We start from the raw sequence: 21,116 nt of genomic DNA on the forward strand, positions 1-21,116 counted from the left end.
GTTCGAACCACGGTGCCAGGCTGTTGACGTCCAGCGCCTCGCCCCCGAACACCACGCTGCGCAGTGCCAGCGGCCGCTGCGGCTCGGCCGTGGTGGCCACCGCCATCAGTTGCTTGAACGCCGACGGGGTCTGGTTCAGCACCGTGACCTGTTCATCGGCCAGCAACTGGTAGAAGGCCTCGGGCGAGCGGCTGGTGTGCTGCGGCACGATCACCAGGCGCCCGCCATGCAGCAGGGCCCCGAAGATTTCCCACACCGAGAAGTCGAAGGCATAGGAGTGGAACAGGCTCCACACGTCGTCGCTGGCGAAGCGGAAGTCGGCGTCGGTGGCCGTGAACAGGCGCAGCACGTTGCGCTGCGGCAGCAGTACGCCCTTGGGGTTGCCGGTGGAACCGGAGGTGTAGATCACGTAGGCGAGGTTGTCCGGGCTGACCGTGACCGGCGAGCAGGCCAGCGGGTCGGCCTGGGTGCTGTCATCGTTGCTTTCCAGGCTGAGCACGCGCACGCCTGCCGGCACCGGCAGGCTGGCCAGCACCTGGGGCTGGGCCAGCAGGCGCTGCAGGCCGCTGTCTTCGATCATGTAGGCCAAACGGTCGGCCGGGTAGGCCGGGTCCAGCGGCACGTAGGCACCGCCGGCCTTGAGGATGGCGAAGATGCCGACGACCATGTCCAGCGAGCGCTCGGCAGCCAGGCCGACCAGCACGTCGGGCCCGACCCCGTCGTCGACCAGGCGCCGGGCCAGGGCGTTGGCGCGCTGGTTGAGCTGGGCATAGCTCAGGGCCTGGCCCTCGCAGGTGACAGCAATGGCATCGGGGGTGCGCTGCACCTGGGCCTCGATCCGGCTGTGCAGGGCCTGGTCGGCCGGGTGCTCGGCGGGGGCCGGGTTCCACTGGGCGAAGGTGGCTTGCTGCTCCAGGGTGCCCAGCATGTCGAGCTCGCCCAGCCGTTGCTCGGGCCCCCGGGCCATGGCCAGCAGCAGGTTCTGCCAGTGCCGGGCCATGCGTTGCACGGTGGCGTGGCTGAACTGGCTGCAGTCGTATTCCAGGCTGAAGCCAAGGCCATCGGCTGCGTATTCAAGGTCGATGCCGACCAGGCATTTGGCCTGGGCGCTGGCGGTGTCGAGGAAGTCCAGCTGCAATGGGCCCAGGGCCAGCGGGCCGCTGGCAGTCCCGGCCACGCGCCAGTTGAACAGGGCCTGGAACAACTGGGTGGGTAGCACCTGGCCGTTGTGCTGCAGCGTCTCCAGGTACAGCTCCATCGGGTAGTCGCTGTGGCTCAGGGCCGCAATAGACTGCTCGCGCAGGTTTTGCAGCAGGGTCTGCACGGATTGCTGCGGGTCGAGTTCGGCGCGGTAGATCTGGGTGCTGACGAAGAACCCTACCAGCTGCTGGGTTTCGCTGCGGTTGCGCCCGGCGCTCGGCACGCCGAGGGTGAATTGCCGCTGGCCGCTGTAGCGGCCCAGCAGCACCTGCCAGGCGGCCAGGGCGATGACGAAGGGTTGCACGCCTTGCTGCCGGCTGAGCTGCTGCAGGGCCCGGAACACCTCGGCGTCCAGCTGCAGGCCATGGTAGCGGGCACTGGTGCCCTCAGGTGGCACACCAGCGCAGCGCGGGTCGACGTCACCCGGCAACATCAACGGCTGCAGTTCGTCACCCAGCCGGCTATGCCAGTAGTGGGCAGAGGCTTTGCACGCATCGCTTTGCAGGTAAGCCTGGCGTTGCCAGATGGCGTAATCGGCATACTGGATGGCGGGCCGTTGCAGCTTGCAGGCTCCCTGGGCGGCTGCCTGCGAATAGGCGCGCAGCAGGTCCTGCAGCAGGATCGGATTGGACCAGGCGTCGGAAACGATGTGGTGCATGTTCAGCAGCAACACATGCTCGTCACCTTGTACTTTCACCAGCCGGGCCCGGATCAGGGGCGCCTTGCCGAGGTCGAACGGTGCCAGCGCATCCGCTTCGATGAGCCGCTGCAATGCATGAGGGCGTTGCGTGTCGGGCATGGCGGTCAGGTCTTCGCAGGGCATTTCGAGGCGTGCGTCGGCTTCGACGAACTGCTGCGGTATGCCCTCGACCTCGGCGAACCTGCTGCGCAGGATGTCATGGCGGTCGACCACCGCCTGCAAGGCCATGGCCAGGTGCTGGCCATGCAGTTCACCCTTCAGTGACAGTGCCCGTGGCAGGTTGTACGCCGCGCTCTGCGGGTTGAACTGCTGCAGGTACCACAGGCGCTGCTGGGCGAATGAGAGGGGGGCTGGCCCGGCGCGCTCGCGTGGTGCTATCCGGTCGGGTTCGGACGGCTCATCCTGGAGGAGGGCGAGCAAGGCGTCGTCCAGCAAGTCTTCAGCGAGCGAGTCGGCATCCAGTGATTCGTGCATGGCGGTCCCTGTGGCAGTCGAGTCGAAGGACAGCAGCATGGGGGCCGGCCTCGCCGGGGAATGGCCGCTGTCCTCTGGAGAGGTGTATGGCCAGTAAACGAGCCGCCGCACGGCAAATTTACCGGCAGGCGCAGGGGCGGGGCGGGTGGGCAGGCCCCGGCCAGGGCGGCCGACGGCCTGGCTGGGGCGAGGGATGCAGCCGGTCAGGCCGGCTGGGCTGCGGTGCGGACCTTGCCGCTGTCCATGTGTACCAGCTGGTCGGCAATATCGAAGTAGCGGTCATCGTGGGAGATGACAATGATGGTCTTGCCCAGGCGCTTGAGGTCCGGCAGCAGCTCTGTGTAGAAGATGCGGCGGAAGGTTGGGTCCTGATCGGCTGCCCACTCGTCGAACACCAGCACCGGGCGCTGCTCCAGCCAGGCGCTGATCAGTGCCAGGCGCTTGCGTTGCCCGGTGGACAGGTCGGTGGTGGTGAAGGCGCCGTCGCGTACGCTGACCTTGTGCGCGATCTCCAGGCGTTGCAGGTATTGGGTAGCATCGTCGGGAATCTGCTGGTCGCCCTGGACCACGTCGTCGAACAGGTAGTAGTCGGCGAAAATGGTGGTGAACAGTTGTCGGTAGTCATCCCGGTCAAGCACCGAGACCGGCTGACCATCCAGCAGGATGTCACCACTGTGCGGCGCATACAGGCCAAGCAGCAGCTTGATCAGCGTGGTCTTGCCACAACCGTTCTCGCCGACGATGAACACGATGTCGCCCTGGTTGATCGTGAGGTTCACCGGGCCCAGGCGAAACGGCGTGCTGCCCTCGACTGCCGGAAATGCGTACTGCACATTGCGCAGCTCCAGGCTGTCGATGGCCTGGCGGGGAGCGCCTTTGCCGTCGAGCAGCAGGTCAGGTTCGGGCGAGGAAAACTGCTCTGACAGCTCGGCAATGCGCTGGAATGCCACCTGTGCCTTGCTGACCAGCGGCAGTACGCTGACCAGATGGTCCAGTGGGCCTTTCATGTACAGCAGCACCAGCACGAAGCCGGTCATTGCCGCCTGATCGACGCTTGTCCAGGTGCTCTGCAAGGCCAGGGCCAGGCCGATGACGATGAAGAACAGCGTCGAGCCGAACGTCTTGGCCAGGATGTAGGTGTTGACTGCCTTGATCTGGATGGCGCTGATCCGCTCGCTGATCCCCTGGATGTGTCGGGTGAACATGCGATACCGGCGCGGCCGGTGTATGCGCAGCTCCTTGGCGCCCTGGGCAATTGCGTTGTAATGCTTCTGCAGATCGTCCTCGGCCTCGCGGGCGGTGTTGAACCCCTTGATGCCGCGCGTGCGGGCGATGACCTGGGCGGTGATGCCGGCGCCCAATGCCAGCAGCATCAGCAGGAACAGCGGGCCGGACAACGTTGCCAGGTAGCCCATGCAGCCCAGCGTCACCGTCAGCGAAATGGTCAGGGGGGCGAAGGCGAACGAGAAATCGCTGATGGTATCGATATCGTGGGTCAGCACCGGGATCAGGCGGTGGCTGCGATAGCGCTCGATCTGCTCGATGGGCGCCGAAAGCACTTTTTCGCCCAGCTCCTTGCGCAGTTTGGCAATGATCTTCTGGCCAACGAAATTGGTGCCCATGTCGGAGAAGATGCTGCTGAGCAAGGTCAGCACGCAGAGGCCGGCAAACAACCACAGCACGGCATGGGTCAGCCCTGCTTCGCTGTTGAGGGCGCGGTTGATGGTGGCCAGCAGCGTCGTGACGCTGAAGCCGCCGAGGATACCCAACAGTATGGACACCAGCACGATGGGCCAGAACGGCTTGAGCAATTGGGCAAGCTCGCGGGGCGCGCTGAGCGGTTTGCGAATCATGGGGAAGTCTTCTCCAGGCGGATCAAAGGACGTGGTCATCAAAGAAGGCTTCACGCTCCAGACGCAGCAGGGCGGCTTTCTTGTGGGCCAGTTGAATGTCCTTCAGGTGGCCGAACCCCTGGGACTTGAGGAAGTCGATCTGGCGCGTATGGTCGATGCGCGGCTCGCCGAGAATCCGCTGGGTGCGTGGGTCATCGAGGAACATGTAATGCATCAGCGAGCGGAACCAGCCGCGCAGTTTGCCGATGCCCTGGTGCTTGGGCTCGCCGATCACCACATGCCAGCCACGGTCGTAATCGGCGACGTCGTAGTAGGGGGCGATGCGGTCTTCCTTGCACCAGTACACCTCGAAGTAGGCGAAGGGTTCGTCATCGAAGCAGCCGATCAGCGGGTGTACGCGCGGGTCGTCGAGCATTTCGCGAATGTATTGCGCATGTTCTTCCGGAGTGCCGGTCTGCTCCCAGAAGAACGCGACTTGCTCCAGGTTCATCCAGCGGTTGAAGGCTGCAAGGTCCTTCACCGGGTCGATGGTGCGCAGTGAAAAGGTGGCGTTCAGCTTCGGCAGATGGCGTCGATAGACTTCGCCCGCCGGTTTGGGCGGGCGTTGCGGGTGGCGTTTCTCGCCGCTGAAGCAATAACGCGGTGCCGTGTGCACGCTGGCCGGCTCACGCAGCCATGGCAGGGGTTGCTGCCAGAAGGTCTGGCGGGTGCAGCGCAGGGTAAGCCTGCCTTGGTCGTCGACCTGCCAGTGATCGAAAATGCCTTCACGTACGGCACGCACGGCAAATTCCCGGTCGCCAGGGACCTGCACATGCATCTCGTCGCATTGTTTGCGGTGGCAGAAACGGGTCGCCAGTACCGCCAGCATCGCGCTGGCCGGAAATGCTGGCGGAAGTTGCTCGAAGACGATGCGGTTGTCGACCTCCCGGTAGGGGATGGCGGCGCTGCTGTCGAGGCGCAGGCTACCGCTCTCTGGCGTTTCATCCTGGGCACTGGCTTTGCGGCCATCGGCCAGGTTCAGGTTGAAAGAGGGTGCGTTCATAGGGCTTCCTGTGAGGGGGCGAGTGCGACTTGTCGGGTGCTGTCCATGGATAAAGACGAACCGCACCTGCCGATGTTTAAGCGCCAGGTGCGGCACCCGGTTCAGCGCCAGCGACCTGCCAGCCGCCGCCCAGGGCCTTGTACAGGGCGATGCTGCCCATGACCCGCTTGAGGCGCAGTTGCACATCCTCGTCCTGAGCCTGGTACAGGGTGCGTTGGGTTTGCAGGACGGTCAGCAGGTCCTCGGCGCCCGCCTGGTAGCGGCTTTCGGCGATGTCGAAGGCTTTGCGCGCCTGTTGCAGTTCGATGGCCTGCCAATGCAGTTGCCGGTCGATACCGTCCAGGGTATTGAGGGCCTTTTCCACATCGCCGAAACCGGCCAGGATGGCGCCGCGGTAGTTCTGCAGCAGTTCCTCCTGGGTTGCCACCGCCTTGTCGCGCTCAGCGCGCAGGCGGCCGTTGTCGAACACCGGCGTGATCAGGCCTGCGGCGAGGCTGGTGAAAGGGTTGCGCAAGACGTCCGGGAAATGATCGTTGCCGCTGCCGACGATCAGCGTCAGGTTGAGTTTGGGCAGCATCGCCGCACGGGCTACGCGCACATTGGCCTGAGCCGCCGCCAGCTTGGCCTCGGCATTGGCGATGTCCGGCCGTCGGCTGATCAGTTCGCTGGGCAGGCCCGCATTGATCGAGGGCCACTTGAGCTGTTCAAAGCGCGTGTTGCCCAGTTGCAGGTTCTGCACCGGCTGCCCGATCAGGGTTGCCAGGGTAATCAGGGCCTCCCGGGCTTGTTGCTGGTAAAGAGGACGTTGCCGTTGCTGGGAGGCGACCAGGCTTTGTTGCTGGGCCAGTTCCAGTGCCGTGGCCGAGCCTGCATCGAAGCGGGTTTGTACCAGTTGCAGGACATGCTCCGCGTTGATCAGGTTGAGGTCAGCGATATGCCCCTGTTGCTGGAAGGCCAGCGCCTGCATGTAACTGTCGGCAACCTTGCCGAGCAAGGTCAGTTCAACGGTCGCGCGGTCGAACTCACTGGCTTGCAGGCCGTGCAGGGCACTCTTGCGCGCTGCCGCGTTGCCGCCCCAGAAGTCCACCTCATAGCTGGCCTTCAGGGCCACATCCAGGTAATGAGTGGTGCGCTGGGTCGGGCTGGAATTCAGTTGGCTGTAGCCGTTGCCGTGCTGCAGGCGCTCGCGGTTGGCATTGGCGGCCCCGGTGACCTCGGGCAGCAAGGGGGCGCCGGCAATGACTGCATCGGCCTGTGCCTGGCGAACCCGGGCCATGGCCGCGCCGACTTCGAAACTGTCGGTGCGGGCTTGCTCCACCAGTTGGTTCAGTGCCGGGCTGCCGAACGACTGCCACCAGCCGGTCAAGTGGCGTGGTGGGGCCTCGGGCGTGGCCGCCTGCCAGCGGGCCGGGGCATGCACGCCGTGTTGTGGCGGCGTTGCAGGGGTGGCGCAGGCGCTCAGCAGCAGGCAGGCGCCGAGCAGGGGCAAGGGTTTGATCAACGTTGGGGTACTCATACGCTGGTAAGGGCGGCCACCGGATCGAGCCGGGCCGCCTTGCGGGCGGGCATGAAGCCGAATGCGATACCGGTGACCACGGCGCAGGCGAAGGCGCCAATGGCGGCGGGCAGCGAGAAGGCGACGGCGACCTGGGCCAGGCTCAGGGCACCGCCGATCAGCAATGCCAGGGCGATGCCGCTGACGCCGCCGACCATGGTCAGCATCACGGCTTCGGTGAGGAACTGGCGCAAGATGTCGCGCTGGCGCGCGCCGGTGGCCATGCGGATACCAATTTCCCGGGTGCGCTCGCGTACGGTCATCAGCATGATGTTCATCACCCCGATGCCGCCCACCAGCAGCGAAATGGCGGCAATGGCGCCCAGCATCAGCGACAGCGCGTTCTGCGTCCTGGCTTCGGCCTGGATCATGGCCGCATTGTTGGTCAGTTCGAAGTCGGTTACGCCGCTGTGCAGTTTCAGCAGCAACTGGTCGATGACCTGCTCGGTCTGTTTCACCTGGCGCGCATCTGCAGCGGCGATCACCACATATTCCGGGGCCTGGTTGCCGAACAGGCGCACGCTGGCCGTGGTGTAGGGCACCATCACCCGGGCGTCGGCATCCTGGTCGCCAGAACTGGCGCCCTTGCCGGCCAGTACCCCGATGACCTGGAACGGTGCGTTCTCGATGAGTATGTACTGGCCCACCGGGTTGCGGTCGGCAAACAGTTTTTCCCGGGTCTTTTCGCCAATCACCGCCACTGCCGCGCCGGCGGCTTCGTCGGCCTCGGTGAAGAAACTACCCTGCGCCACTGGCCAGTTGAATATCTGCGGGAAGTAGGTGTTGGAGCCTCCTACATAGAGCTTCAGGTCCTGGTTGCCATAGCGCACACCGGCTTTGCCGCCATTGACGGGCATGATCATGCGCACCTGGGGCAGGGTGGCGATGGCGCGGGTGTCGTCCAGGGTGATGATGCCTTCCGGCGCCCTGGGGGCGGGTGGCTTGCCATTGAGGTAGATGATGTTGGAGCCGAAAGCGCCCATTTGCGCCATGACCTGGCGCTTGCTGCCTTCACCCACGGCCAGCATGACCACCACCGACGCCACGCCGATGATGATGCCCAGCAACGTCAGTGCGGTGCGGAAGCGGTTGATCCACATCACCCTCCATGCCGCCTTGACGGCGTCCAGCAGTTCACCTTTCCAGGCGCCGTTGTGCTCGCTGCCTTCGTTCAGGCGCTGTCGCAGGTCGACGGCCTGCAGCACCTCGCTCTTGGGCGGCGAAGCGGGCAGTGGCTCAGGCTGGGCCTGGTCGCTGATGATCTGGCCATCGCGGATTTCGATGATGCGCTTGGCTCGTGCGGCGACTTCCCGGTCGTGGGTGATGAGGATCACCACATGGCCCTGGCTGGCCAGTTCGTCGAGCAGGGCCATGACTTCGGTACCGCTGCGGCTGTCGAGGGCGCCAGTGGGTTCGTCTGCCAGAATGATGTGGCCACCGTTCATCAGCGCGCGGGCTATAGATACGCGTTGCTGCTGACCGCCGGACAACTGGTGCGGGCGATTACCGGTGCGTTCGGCCAGGCCCAGGCGGGTGAGCAGGGCATGGGCGCGCGCGTGGCGCTCGGCGGCGGGCATACCGGCATAGATTGCCGGCATTTCGACATTCTCCTGGGCGGTGCCGGAGGCAATCAGGTGATAGCCCTGGAACACGAAACCGAAGGCTTCACGCCGCAGCCAGGCGAGTGCGTCACTGTCCAGGCTGGCCACCTGTTCACCCGCGAACAGGTAGTCGCCACTGGAGGGGCGGTCCAGGCAGCCGAGGATGTTCATCAGCGTAGACTTGCCTGAGCCAGAGGTACCGACAATGGCGACGAATTCACCGGCGTGAATGCTCAGGTTGATGCCGCGCAACACCTCGATTCGCGGTGTATCGACGCCGCCATAGCATTTGCGGATATCGCGCAGCTCGATCAGTGGGACTGGCATTTACCCTCCCGCACTGAGCAAGGGGCTGATCAGCAGGTGGTCACCTTCTTCCAGCCCTTCGAGAATCTGCACGCGCAGCCGGTCGCTGATGCCGGTGCGCACTTCGCGATTCTCGATGGCGCCGTGTTTCGTCAGTACCTGTGCCAGCCTGCGATCGGGTTGCTTGCCTGGGTTCAGCGCAGAAATCGGGGCGGTCAGCACATTGTGCGCACGGTCAGCGACGAAGAATACCTGGGTGGTCATTTCCGCCATCAGGGCGCCGTCGGCGTTATCGACGTCCAGCAAGACCGTATACAACACCACGCGGCCATTGCTTTTGCTGGCCGGGCTGCCGCTGCCCTGGTTGGCGTGCTCCAGCGGCTTGGGCGGCACCGGCAGGATCTGCCGTACAGTGCTGTTCCAGCGCCGGGTGCCACCGCTGAGCGTGGTGAAATAGGCGTGCATGCCGGGTTTGACATGACCAATGTCCGCTTCCGACACTTCAGCCCAGACCGTCATCGGTGACAATTTGGCGATGCGCAGGATCAGCGGGGTCTGCTGCTGGGCGTTTAGCGTCTGCCCCTCGCGGGCATCCAGTGCGACCACGGTGCCACTCATGGGGGCATAGATGCGTGTGTAACCCAGTTCGGCCTGGTCGCTGCGCAGGCTGGCCTGGGCCTGGCGAATCTGCGCCTGGATCATGTCGATGCGCGCCTGGGTGGCCTTGAGTTCGGCGCGCGCCGTTTGCACATCCTCTTCGCGCGTGGCACCGCCCGCCGCCAGGCTCTGCTGGCGCCGGGCCTTCTGCCGGGCCAGCTCATGCTGGGCACGTTGTTCTTGCAGCTGTGCCTGCAGGTTCTCGATCGAGTAGCGCCCCGCGTCCAGCTTGGCCTGTTGCGTGGACGGGTCGATCTCGACCAGCAACTGGCCTTCTTGCACCGTGTCGCCGACCTCGACCTTGATGGCACGGATTTGCCCGGATGCCTGGGCGCCGACGTCTACATAGCGGCGTGGCTGCAAGGTGCCGATGGCGGTAACGCTGCTCTCGATATCACCCCGGCTGACAGTGACGGTATTCAGGCCGTTGTGGCTGGGCGGCATGATCTGCCAGGCACTCACGGCCAGCAGTGTTGCCAGACCAAATAAGGTGATCACGGCCCGACGGGCCAAGAGGGGACGTTTCATGCAGGGTTCCGGCCAAAGTAAATTCCTCCGAGACACGTCGCGGGGTTGTACTTTGAACGAGAAGCAGCCCGCAAAATTTACTGCGCGGCACGGGACGGGGCTGATAGTTGCCGAAGGCGAGTGAACTATCGGGTTAAACGATTAAGCTGCAACTTGCAAACACAAAAAAACCCGACAGTTGTCGGGTTTTTCTGTTCGCTCGAGTTACTGCTTGGCAGGTTCTGCCGGAGTAGCTGGAGCAGCATCTGGCGCCGGAGTAGTCGGAGCTGCTTCTGGTGCCGGAGTAGCCGGAGCGGCTTCTTCGGCAGCCTTTTGCTCGGCTTCGGCCTGATCTTTGGCAGCTTCAGCGTTTTCCTTGGCTGCTTCGTTCATCTTATCCTGAGCTTCACCCATTTTTTCCTGGGCTTGCTCGGCGTGTTGCTGTGCGTCTTGGGCTTTGTCTTCGCTCGCTTTATCGCAAGCAGCCAGGCCCATGGCAGCGGCCAGCATCAGAGCAAAAGCAAAAGGTTTACGCATGGGGATGTTTCTCCTTGGTGGAATAAGTGACTTGTTCCTTCGAGTGCCACTACGCGGAATAAGTTCAACAAAGAATACAGATATATAACGTCCGGTTCTATATAGACTTTTAAACGAATTCATGCCGCTGCCCTGCGGCCGGTGGAAACAGCCAATGAGCGATTCAACCTTGATGGCAATGGCCGAGCGCTTTCTCTCGGCGTTAAAACATTGTCAGTTGTTGCAGATGCGCGTGGCGCAGGCCGATGGCGACGGCATGACCTTGGTCCTGCCATGGTCGCCGGCCATTGTCGGCAACCCGCAAACCGGTGCCGTGCACGGCGGTGCACTGACCACGCTGATGGACACCACTTGTGGGATGGCCACGTTGTGTGTGCTGCCGCGCTTCGAAGTGTGCCCGACGTTGGACCTGCGCATCGACTACATGCACCCGGCTGAGGCGGGCAAGGACATTTACGGCCACGCCCAGTGCTACCGTGTAACCCGCGACGTGATCTTCACCCGTGGCACCGCCTACCAGGACGACCCCGACCAGCCCATTTGCCAAGTGGTCGGCACGTTCATGCGCCTGGGCCAGGACATCAAGGGCGGCATCCGTTTCGGCGACAGCCTGAAGGAGGGCGACGCATGATTCCGCACGCGGTGCGTCAGCAGCTCAACGCCGCCCATGCGGTAGGCGACTATCGACCATTGCTGGCGCTGATTCCCTATGCCGGGCTGATCGGCATCGAATGCGAGCGTCAGGGCGATGACGTGTTGTTCCGCTTGCCGGCCAGCCCGGACAATATCGGCAACCCGCTGCTACCGGCCATCCATGGCGGCGTGATCGCCGGCTTCATGGAACTGTCGGCAGCGTTGTACCTGCTGATCTACAGCGAGAGCGCAAGCATTCCGAAGATCATCGACTTTTCCATCGACTACCTGCGCGCCGGGCATTTTCGCGATACCTACGCCCAGTGCCAGTTGTGGCGCCAGGGCCGGCGGGTGACCAACGTGGCCATCACCGCCTGGCAGGGCGACAGACAGTCGCCGATTGCCACGGCCCGTGCGCATTTCAAGATCGAACCGGAAAAGCCCTTGAAATCATCCGGGCAGCCCCCATCTGCATGACATCCGCCGTTAACGCTGGCCGAACCGGCCGCCAGGCGCCACCGCCATCAGATCGGAGTTTCGAAGACCATGACTGTGGAAACACAAAAGGAAACGTTGGGCTTCCAGACCGAGGTGAAGCAACTGCTGCACCTCATGATTCACTCGCTGTACTCGAACAAGGAAATCTTCCTGCGGGAGCTGATTTCCAACGCTTCCGACGCCGCCGACAAGCTGCGTTTCGAAGCCCTGGCCAAGCCAGAGCTGTTCGAGGGCGATACTGACCTGAAGATTCGCCTGAGCTTCGACAAGGACGCCGGCACCGTGACCCTCGAGGACAACGGCATCGGCATGAGCCGCGAAGACGTCATTGCCCACCTGGGCACCATCGCCAAGTCCGGCACTGCCGACTTCATGAAGAACCTCACCGGTGACCAGAAGAAAGACTCGCACCTGATCGGTCAGTTCGGCGTGGGCTTCTACTCTGCGTTCATCGTTGCCGACAAGGTTGACGTGTACAGCCGCCGTGCTGGTCAGCCAGCGGCCGAAGGTGTGCACTGGTCGTCGAAAGGCGAGGGCGAATTCGAAGTCGCCACCATCGACAAACCACAGCGCGGTACCCGTATCGTCCTGCACCTGAAGAAGGACGAGCAGGAGTTCGCCGATGGCTGGCGCCTGCGCAACGTGGTCAAGAAGTACTCCGACCACATCGCCCTGCCGATTCAACTGCCGAAAGAGCAGGCCGCCGCCGCCGAAGGTGAAGAACAGCCGGCCGAAGAGTGGGAAACCGTCAACCGCGCCAGCGCCCTGTGGACCCGTTCGCGCACCGAGGTGAAGGACGAGGAGTACCAGGAGTTCTACAAGCACATTGGCCATGACTTCGAAAACCCGCTGGCCTGGAGCCACAACAAGGTCGAAGGCAAGCTCGAATACAACTCGCTGCTGTACGTGCCGGCCCGTGCGCCGTTCGACCTGTACCAGCGCGAAGCACCGCGCGGCCTGAAGCTATACGTGCAGCGTGTGTTCATCATGGACCAGGCCGAGTCGTTCCTGCCGTTGTACCTGCGCTTCATCAAGGGTGTGGTCGATTCCAACGACCTGTCGCTGAACGTGTCGCGTGAAATCCTGCAGAAAGATCCGATCATCGATTCGATGAAGACCGCGCTGACCAAGCGCGTGCTGGACATGCTGGAGAAGCTGGCGAAGAACGAACCCGAGCAGTACAAGGGCTTCTGGAAAAACTTCGGTCAGGTGCTGAAAGAGGGCCCGGCCGAAGACTTCGCCAACAAGGAGAAAATCGCCGGCCTGCTGCGCTTTGCGTCCACCCAGGACGACAGCGGCGAGCAGAGCGTCGCCCTGGCCGACTACCTGGCCCGTGCCAAGGAAGGTCAGGATAAGATCTATTACCTCACCGGCGAGTCGTACGCGCAGGTCAAGAACAGCCCGCACCTGGAAGTCTTCCGCAAGAAAGGCATCGAAGTGCTGCTGCTGACTGACCGCATTGACGAGTGGCTGATGAGCTACCTCAACGAATTCGACGGCAAGGCCTTCGTAGACGTTGCCCGTGGCGACCTGGACCTGGGCAAGCTGGATTCGGAAGAAGACAAGAAAGCCCAGGAAGAAGTGGCAAAAGACAAGGAAGGCCTGGTCGAGCGCCTTAAAGGTGCGCTGGGTGACAGCGTCGCCGAAGTGCGTGTCTCGCACCGCCTGACCGACTCGCCGGCAATCCTCGCCATTGGCGAGCAGGACCTGGGCCTGCAGATGCGCCAGATCCTCGAGGCCAGCGGGCAGAAAGTGCCGGAGTCGAAGCCGATCTTCGAATTCAACCCGAGCCACCCGCTGATCGAGAAGCTGGACAACGAGCAGAGCGAAGACCGCTTCGCCGAGCTGTCGCATATCCTGTTCGATCAGGCAGCCCTGGCGGCCGGTGACAGCCTGAAGGACCCGGCAGCGTACGTTCGTCGCCTGAACAAGCTACTGGTCGAGCTGTCTGCTTGAGTTGATGCACAGCAAAGCCCGCTTCGGCGGGCTTTTTTATTTCACGATGACTCCAGCACCGAAATTCGCTGGACTACGCCGCAGCCCGATACAGCAGGTTTATCAATAACTTAGGCGAGTTCAACATATGCCGGTGCTTTCCGAAACTTGACCCGACTTTCCTGCTGCTGGCCCCTACAAGGCTCCTGGAAACCGGGTCTTTCCGAGGAGTCATCATGGCAAAGATCAAGCTCACCAAGTCCGCTGTTGATGCGGCACAACCCCAGGCGCAGGCTGTCGAACTCCGGGACACTCTGGTGCCCGGCTTCTTGTGCAAGATTACCCCGTCGGGCCGCAAGGTGTTCATGCTCCAGTACCGGACGAACGCCGGGGAGCGCCGCAAGCCCGCTTTGGGTCAGTACGGCGAATTGACCGTTGAACAAGCGCGTTCGCTCGCCCAGGAATGGCTTGCCCAGGTACGCCGGGGTGGCGACCCGGCCGCCGCCAAAGCCGAGGCACGCAAGGCACCTACCATCGAAGAATTGTGCGAGAAGTTCATGGAGAACTACTCCAAGAAGCGCAACAAGCCCAGCACCCAGGTCGGCTACCAAGGCGTCATTGACCGCAACATCGTCCCGCTGCTGGGCCGCAAGAAGGTTCAAGACGTGAAGCGGCCCGACATTGCGAACTTGATGGAAAAGCTCTCTTACAAGCAGACCGAGGCGAACAAGGTCTTCAGTGTCTTGCGCAAGATGTTCAACATGGCCGAAGTGTGGGGCTATCGACCTGACGGCACTAATCCGTGCCGCCATGTCCCGATGTTTCCTGCAGGTAAGTCCACCCACCTCATCAGCGACGAGGACATGGGCAAATTGTTCCGGCAGCTCGACAAGATCGAGGCCGAAGCGCTGGAGAACTACGTCGTCCCGCTGGCAATCCGGCTCCAGTTCGAGTTTGCCGGCCGCCGCTCCGAGATAGTCACGCTCGAATGGCAATGGGTCGATCTGGAGAACCGTCGTGTGGTGTGGCCCGACAGCAAGACCGGCGGCATGTCCAAGCCCATAAGCGAGGAAGCCTATCGGCTGCTTTCGACCGCCCCACGGCAGAAGGACAATCCCTATGTGCTGCCGTCCCCTCGCCATCCTGGGCAACACTTGACCACGGGCGAGTATTACGGCGGCTGGAGCCGTGCGCTCAAGGCGGCCGGTGCGACGCATGTGGGTACGCATGGCATCCGCCATCGCTCGGCCACGGACATTGCCAATTCGGGCATCCCGGTCAAGGTCGGCATGGCTCTGACGGCACACAAGACCGTCGTAATGTTCATGCGCTACGTCCATACCGAGGACGATCCCGTACGCAGGGCGGCCGAGTTGGTGGCGAATCGGCGCAAGACGATCATCGGCGCCAAGCGGCACCCTGCGGAGGCGACGGCATGAACAGGCGCAAGGTATCCACTCCTTCGCCCGCAGCGCCACCGACGCTGCTGGGCGACATTCGGGCACTGATCGAAGCGTCGCGCCAGCGCGTTGCCTCAACGGTCAATGCGGAGCTGACCCTGCTGTTCTGGCGTATCGGCCAGCGCATCCATACGGAGGTGCTGGCCGGGCAGCGGGCCGGGTACGGCGAAGAAATCCTGCCGACCCTGGCCGAGCAGCTTGCCCGCGACTACGGGCGCGGGTTTGGAGAGAAAAACCTGCGTCGGATGGTCAAGTTCGCTACTACGTTCCCGGATGAACTAATTGTCGCGACGCTGTCGCGACAATTGAGCTGGTCCCACTTCGTCCTGCTGCTGGCACTCAAGGAGCCGATGCAGCGCGATTACTACGCGCAAATGGCTGGTGCCGAGCGCTGGAGCGTGCGGACGCTGCGTAATCGCATCGACTCGATGCTGTACGAGCGCACGGCGCTGTCCAAGAAGCCGGGCGAGACGATAGCGCAGGAGTTGGCAACCCTGCGCGATGCGCAGCGCATGTCGCCGGCCCTGGTCATGCGCGACCCGTACATCCTCGACTTCCTGGGGTTACGGGATACCTGGCAGGAAGGTGACTTGGAGGCGGCGATCATCCGGGAAATGGAATCCTTCCTGCTGGAACTGGGCGCAGGCTTCACCTTCGTCGCGAGGCAGAAGCGCATCCAGATCGACAGCGAGGATTTCTACCTCGATCTACTGTTCTACAACCGCAGGCTACGCCGGTTGGTGGCGGTGGAGTTAAAGGTGGGCGAGTTCAAGGCGGCCTACAAAGGGCAGATGGAGCTGTATTTGCGCTGGCTCGACAAGCACGAACGGGAGCCCGAGGAAGCCTCGCCGCTGGGGATCATCCTCTGCACTGGCAAGAAGTCCGAACAGATCGAACTGCTGGAACTGGACAAATCCGGCATCCACGTTGCCGAATACCTGACTACCTTGCCGCCGCGTGCGGTACTGGTGGATCGGCTGCATCAAGCGACCCAGCGGGCGCAATTGCAGATCGAGCAGCGCAAGAAGGACTGACCGCAATATTTGAGCTTCCCGGCGCGCCGCCGTCGCACCCCCAGTACTGCCCGCTGCTTCTGCCGATCACGGCGATTCGGTTCCAATCCTCCACGCCTTCCGGCTCCTCGGGTTCGCGCGTGCTGCCCGTTTCTCCAATGCCCACTACGTAAGCAGAAGTAATGTACGATTGACGTACATCGTCAATTGATTGGTTCGATACCGACCAGTGCATTGGGGGTGCGGGGGTTCATCATTCTGGGGCGCAATATGACCACCGCAGCGCATCATCCGGGCGAGATTCTCGCCGAACGGCTTGAAGTCATTGGCGTGTCGCCGACGGAGCTGGCGCGTCAGCTCCGTGTCCCCGCCAATAGGATCACTCAGATCATTAATGGTAAGCGCGGGGTCACTGGCGACTCGGCGCTACGGCTTGCTCACTGGTTCGGGGAATCCCCGCAGTTCTGGATGAACTTGCAAGCGCACTGCGACCTAGAGCATGCAGAGGCTGAGTCGGGGCAATCTATCAAATTGCTCCCTACTGGGCCGTCAGTTCCAGGTGATAAGACCATCAAGCGGGTGAAAAACTGCGTAGGGAAGGACTCATGACAGGAAAGAACAAAGCCTTCCCTCATGTTGATGGGCATGCCCTGGAGGGCATATGACATGACCGATGGATCGGCAGACATCACATTCCACTATCCGCCGGAGCTATTCAATCTTCTGGTGGATGTCGTGCCGCTGCTCAATCGCTCGAAGCCGGATGTTCTTGTGTTTTTCCGAGGCGCAGGCGTGCCTGAAAACGTGACATCCGATATTGCCACTCGCTTGAAGGTGGTGCCGAAGGATGTCAATAAATACGAAATGGTTCGTACAGTGCTTGAACGTCTCAATGCGAAGGGTGAATCCGCTCTCCGCGAGCGGCGTGAGGTACTGCGTCGTGTTGTGGAATTTGCAAGCTTCGACTCGTGCTGGCCCAGCGACCAGCTAAAGGCTAAGGGGCTTGTCGCGAGCATCCGCGAAGTCGTCAACCAAAAGGACGCCTTCACACGCATGAACAACGCCCGCGAAGAAGAGCGGCAAGCACGCCTCGCCGAAACACAACGGATTGCCACCGAAAAGCGGCAGCGCGATTCCAGAATCGAGACTGCCAAGCAGGGCTTGTATGCACTCTTTGGCGCTTCGACGACAGCACAGGAGCGCGGCAAGATGCTGGAGACCGCGCTTAACAATCTCTTTCAGGCCTATGGCGTTCTCATCCACAAAGCCTTCCACTTGGTGGGCAATGCTGGGGAGGGGATTGTTGAACAGATCGACGGAGTGATCGAGCTTGGCGGCGTGCTGTACTTCGTTGAAATGAAGTGGTATCGAAATCCCGTGGGCAAGCCAGAGATTTCGGAGCATCTCGTTCGCCTCATGTCGCGCGCCGAGGTCCGAGGCATCTTCATTTCCGCCAGCGACTACACAGAACCGGCCATCCATACCGTGCGTGAGTTCCTGCAACACAAGGTCTTGGTTCTCTCGACGCTTCAGGAGATCGTGAGTTTGCTTGAGAAACAGGATGATCTTGCAGAGTTCTTCACGAAGAAGGTTCAGGCGGCGCAGATACACAAGAACCCGTATTTCAGTCCTTATGATGGCCAGGGGCAAAGTGTGACATGACAGCGAACTGGAAGGACATCAACAAGCCATCGAGCCCCGCAACTGCTGTCACGGCCGCGCAAGTCGCGAATGGCCCCGTCATCCCGCCGCAGCAACGGCTGTTGACTTATTCGGCGGACGAATGGGAAGGATTCGTTGAGGAATGGGCCTACTACTGCCTCACGGCGAACTACAAGCATGTCCAGCGTTTTTCGGGTGCCGGCGACATGGGTATCGACGTTGCCGGGTTCGTTGACGATAAACGCCTCCAGGGTGTGTGGGACAACTACCAGTGCAAGCACTACGACCATGCCATTAGGCCCAGTGATGTCTGGGCTGAGTTTGGCAAGGTCATCTGGCACTCGCACAACAGTGAATACACAATTCCTCGCCGCTACTACTTTGTTTCACCACGTGGCTCTGGCACATCGCTCAGTCGCCTCTTCTCGAATGCCGAAAAGCTGCGCGATGAACTGATTGCGAATTGGGACAAACACGTGAAAGACGCGATCACAAGCACGCAGGAGGTGCTTCTCGACGCGAAGCTCCGAGCCTATGTGGACGCCTTCGACTTCTCTATCTTTGACGCCAAGACCGCGCTTCAACTTGTTGGTGATCACCGCACCACGCCAGTTCACGTTGCTCGCTTTGGTGGTGGTCTGCCAACGCGACCGTCTTCCGAAAAGCCGCCCCAAGAGGTCTCTGTCGCGGAGAGTCGCTATGTGACACAGTTGCTCGGCGCATACGGCGAACACACGGGAACGACCCTGACCGACCCATCGGCTCTGTCTGTGCCAAAGCTCAAGGATCACTTCCGCCGGCAGCGCGAAGCGTTCTATGAGGCAGAGTCGCTGCGCGTTTTTGCGCGCGACAGCGTGCCGCCCGGTACCTTCGAGTCTTTGTTGGACGATATTCACGATGGCGTTATCGACACTCACGATGCGACCCATGCCGACGGCTATGAGAAGGTCTGCGCCGTCACCAAAGCGGCCCGCGACATGCAGATAACAGCGAATGCCCTTATCACTTGCACGAAACCCAAGGATCGAGATGGAATCTGCCACCAACTCGTGAACGAGGAGCGCATTCGGTGGACACGACCATGAACCAGCAGCGCAAGCCGATCACCTTCAATGGCCCGCTAGAAGCCGGCATCCGTGCAGTCTCGATTCTCGGCGCCGCATATCCGCAAACGTATGATCTTCAGCGGCTTGTTGCCCTTGATTACCTTCTTGTCCATACAGGTGACATTGATGGCCCGGACAACTTGCACCCGCCGACGCCGATGCACTCAACTGAAATGCTCGTGCGCCGCAAGCTGGTGGAGAAATCCCTGCTTTTGATGATGACCCGTGATCTAGTGCAGCGCGAAGTGACGGCTGATGGCATCAAGTATGGCGCGGGCGAAAGCGCTGCAACTTTCCTGACATCAGTTTCGTCCAGCTATCTGCTGGCGCTGAAGGATCGAGCTGCCTGGCTTGTCGATGCCCTTGGCGATCTTACGGACGAGCAATTTAAAGGTGTTATGCGCCGCTTCTTCGATAAATGGGTAGAGGAGTTTCAGCAAGTGGAACGGAGCCTGGGGGGTGAGGCATGACGATAGAAACTCCCGGATTCCGTTTGCGTTTTTTAGGCTTCTTCGGTCCTCAGAAACAACCATCAAGCGTCACCTTCGGCCCGGGATTGAACGTTCTCTACGGTGCGTCAAACACTGGAAAATCGTTCATCGTTGAAGCCATCGACTTCATGCTCGGAGGCAAGCTGCCTTTGCGCGATATCCCGGAGCGTGTCGGTTATGACCTCGTTCTTCTGGGGATTGAGACATTTGATGAAAGGGCTTTCACGCTCTGGCGCAGCATGGACGGCGGCGGCTTCCGACTTTATGACGACTTGCATGAGACGCCACCTGAGGCCGATGTTCCGTACAAGCAACTTGATGACAAGCATAACGAGAGGAACGACACCAACCTATCTTCTTTCTTGCTAGGCCTGTGCGGCCTTGGTGGCAAGCGGGTCCGCAGGAATTCTCGGAACGAAACCAATAGCCTGAGCTTTCGCAACATCGCACGCCTGATGATTGTTGATGAGACGGAAATCACGCAACAAAGCTCCCCACTTTTTGATGGAAATCCAACCGCCAACACGCCGAATCTTGCGACATTCAAGTTACTTCTGACCGGAGCGGATGACTCTGCGTTGGTTGCCAGCACAAAGGGCGAGCCGGAAGAGCTGTCGCGTGAGGCGCAGTTGCAACTCCTTGATCAGCTTCTTGGCGATTACCGTGAGCGACTCAAGGAGCTGACCAAAAGTCCAAAGGAATTGGAGGAGCAGCTAGAGAAGATTGATGCATCGCTGCGCCAGCAGACAGCCCAAGTAAATACTACTGAAGCTGAGTTCCAAGAGGCCGCGGGGAAACGGCGTGAACTGCGCAAAAAACTTGAGGAAGGCCGCGAGCGACGCGCCGAGGTCGGGTCGATGCTTGAGCGGTTCAGCCTTCTCGACAGGCACTACGCATCCGACATCGAACGGTTACGCGCTATCGAAGAAGGTGGAACGCTATTCAATGTGCTGGGTTCAGGGCAGTGCCCTCTCTGCGGTGCCGCGCCGGAATCCCATCGCGCCGATGCTGAGTGCAATGGGGACATTGATGCTGTTGTCCAAGCGGCACAGAAGGAAATCGCCAAGATCGGAGTTTTGCGCGCCGAACTCGCAGCCACAGTTCAGAGTCTTGAGCGTGAGGGTGCCAGTTTCGACCGTAGGATACCTGTCGTTGTTCAGGAGCTGGAATCAATATCCGGGGCGGTTGAAGAATTGATCGCACCGAAACTTTCGAGTCTTCGCAAGTCCTATTCCGATTTCGCTGACAAACGCGCGGAGGTACGCGAGGCCCTTGGGCTCTACGCTACCGTGCAAGACATGGAGCGCCGCCGCGCTGATCTTGAGAAGGGTGCCGAGGACGACAAGGCCGGTGCGCTTGCCAACGTAGACATCCCCACCACCGTGACCCACAGCTTTGCCAAAACTGTTGAGGGAATTTTGGCCGGTTGGCATTTTCCCGAGGCCGGGGACGTGTATTTTGATTCCAAGACGCGCGACCTCGTTATTGCAGGAAAGTCACGCAGTGCTTTTGGCAAGGGCCTTCGTGCCATCACACATGCAGCGTTTACTCTCGGGCTGCTGGCTTTCTGTCGCTCGCGGCAGACACCACACACTGGATTCGTCGTTCTCGACTCTCCGTTGCTGGCATATCGAGAACCAGATGGAACCGAGGACGACTTGACCGGAACCGACCTTCAGGAGCAGTTCTACGCTTACCTCGAAGCGCTGCCCGTCGACACACAAGTCATCGTGGTCGAGAACACTGACCCGCCGGAGGCAATCAGGAGGCGCGAACAGTCACTCATGTTCGGCAAGAATCCGCATCACGGTCGGTACGGCCTGTTCCCCTTTCTGACGGACGCTGTGCAGTAATTGCACGCGGGAGCGCAAAGACAACAACAGTTC

Annotated in this window: 17 protein-coding genes; 10 read left to right on the top strand and 7 right to left on the bottom strand. The window is 61.4% G+C overall.

Annotated features, from left to right (window positions below):
* The 7 genes from ACF8EA_RS22860 to ACF8EA_RS22890 form a co-directional block, all read right to left on the bottom strand.
* On the bottom strand, positions 1 to 2,413 hold a 2,413-nt coding region (locus tag ACF8EA_RS22860), incomplete at its 3' end, for a condensation domain-containing protein (RefSeq protein ID WP_392523326.1).
* A gap of 164 nt (positions 2,414 to 2,577) precedes the next feature.
* On the bottom strand, positions 2,578 to 4,227 hold the full coding sequence (locus ACF8EA_RS22865) for a cyclic peptide export ABC transporter (protein WP_028698285.1): 1,650 nt from the start codon (positions 4,225 to 4,227) through the stop codon (positions 2,578 to 2,580).
* A 22-nt stretch (positions 4,228 to 4,249) separates the two neighbouring features.
* Entirely contained in the window at positions 4,250 to 5,269 is a 1,020-nt protein-coding gene (locus ACF8EA_RS22870) for a GNAT family N-acetyltransferase (RefSeq protein ID WP_392523328.1), read from the bottom strand.
* Between the two features lie 76 nt (positions 5,270 to 5,345).
* Positions 5,346 to 6,785 (bottom strand): efflux transporter outer membrane subunit, encoded by a 1,440-nt coding sequence (locus ACF8EA_RS22875; protein ID WP_392523329.1) that lies wholly within the window; start codon positions 6,783 to 6,785, stop codon positions 5,346 to 5,348.
* Positions 6,782 to 8,752, bottom strand: coding sequence for a MacB family efflux pump subunit (locus ACF8EA_RS22880; protein WP_392523331.1), 1,971 nt, complete (start codon positions 8,750 to 8,752; stop codon positions 6,782 to 6,784). The genes ACF8EA_RS22875 and ACF8EA_RS22880 overlap by 4 nt, the downstream gene beginning before the upstream one ends.
* Positions 8,753 to 9,916, bottom strand: coding sequence for an efflux RND transporter periplasmic adaptor subunit (locus tag ACF8EA_RS22885; protein ID WP_392523333.1), 1,164 nt, complete (start codon positions 9,914 to 9,916; stop codon positions 8,753 to 8,755).
* Between the two features lie 204 nt (positions 9,917 to 10,120).
* Entirely contained in the window at positions 10,121 to 10,432 is a 312-nt protein-coding gene (locus ACF8EA_RS22890; protein WP_338444742.1) for a hypothetical protein, read from the bottom strand.
* A gap of 154 nt (positions 10,433 to 10,586) precedes the next feature.
* On the opposite strand from ACF8EA_RS22890, the gene ACF8EA_RS22895 reads away from it, so the two are divergent.
* The 10 genes from ACF8EA_RS22895 (at position 10,587) to ACF8EA_RS22940 (ending at position 21,083) form a co-directional block, all read left to right on the top strand.
* Entirely contained in the window at positions 10,587 to 11,063 is a 477-nt protein-coding gene (locus tag ACF8EA_RS22895; protein ID WP_021785473.1) for a PaaI family thioesterase, read from the top strand.
* The gene (locus ACF8EA_RS22900; RefSeq protein WP_003251519.1) at positions 11,060 to 11,542 is read left to right on the top strand and encodes a PaaI family thioesterase; all 483 of its coding nucleotides are present in this window, start codon (positions 11,060 to 11,062) and stop codon (positions 11,540 to 11,542) included. The genes ACF8EA_RS22895 and ACF8EA_RS22900 overlap by 4 nt, the downstream gene beginning before the upstream one ends.
* A 69-nt stretch (positions 11,543 to 11,611) precedes the next feature.
* Entirely contained in the window at positions 11,612 to 13,519 is a 1,908-nt protein-coding gene (gene htpG / locus ACF8EA_RS22905) for a molecular chaperone HtpG (RefSeq protein ID WP_392523335.1), read from the top strand.
* Positions 13,520 to 13,734: 215 nt separating this feature from the next.
* On the top strand, positions 13,735 to 14,937 hold the full coding sequence (locus tag ACF8EA_RS22910) for a tyrosine-type recombinase/integrase (protein ID WP_392523337.1): 1,203 nt from the start codon (positions 13,735 to 13,737) through the stop codon (positions 14,935 to 14,937).
* Positions 14,934 to 15,992, top strand: coding sequence for a YhcG family protein (locus tag ACF8EA_RS22915; protein ID WP_392523339.1), 1,059 nt, complete (start codon positions 14,934 to 14,936; stop codon positions 15,990 to 15,992). The genes ACF8EA_RS22910 and ACF8EA_RS22915 overlap by 4 nt, the downstream gene beginning before the upstream one ends.
* Positions 15,993 to 16,241: 249 nt before the next feature.
* Entirely contained in the window at positions 16,242 to 16,580 is a 339-nt protein-coding gene (locus tag ACF8EA_RS22920) for a HigA family addiction module antitoxin (RefSeq protein ID WP_392523341.1), read from the top strand.
* Between the two features lie 57 nt (positions 16,581 to 16,637).
* Positions 16,638 to 17,633 carry a restriction endonuclease gene (locus ACF8EA_RS22925; RefSeq protein ID WP_392523342.1) on the top strand — a complete coding sequence of 332 codons (996 nt, stop codon included), beginning with the start codon at positions 16,638 to 16,640 and terminating at the stop codon, positions 17,631 to 17,633.
* The gene (locus ACF8EA_RS22930) at positions 17,630 to 18,718 is read left to right on the top strand and encodes an ABC-three component system protein (RefSeq protein WP_392523343.1); all 1,089 of its coding nucleotides are present in this window, start codon (positions 17,630 to 17,632) and stop codon (positions 18,716 to 18,718) included. Before ACF8EA_RS22925 ends, ACF8EA_RS22930 begins: the two co-directional genes overlap by 4 nt.
* Positions 18,715 to 19,209: an ABC-three component system middle component 2 gene (locus tag ACF8EA_RS22935; protein WP_392523345.1), complete on the top strand. Its 495-nt coding sequence runs from the start codon at positions 18,715 to 18,717 to the stop codon at positions 19,207 to 19,209. Before ACF8EA_RS22930 ends, ACF8EA_RS22935 begins: the two co-directional genes overlap by 4 nt.
* Positions 19,206 to 21,083 carry an AAA family ATPase gene (locus ACF8EA_RS22940; protein ID WP_392523347.1) on the top strand — a complete coding sequence of 626 codons (1,878 nt, stop codon included), beginning with the start codon at positions 19,206 to 19,208 and terminating at the stop codon, positions 21,081 to 21,083. The genes ACF8EA_RS22935 and ACF8EA_RS22940 overlap by 4 nt, the downstream gene beginning before the upstream one ends.
* Positions 21,084 to 21,116: the final 33 nt, after the last annotated feature.

The sequence above is a fragment of the Pseudomonas sp. YQ_5 genome, from assembly GCF_043103305.1.
GTDB lineage: Bacteria > Pseudomonadota > Gammaproteobacteria > Pseudomonadales > Pseudomonadaceae > Aquipseudomonas > Aquipseudomonas putida_Y.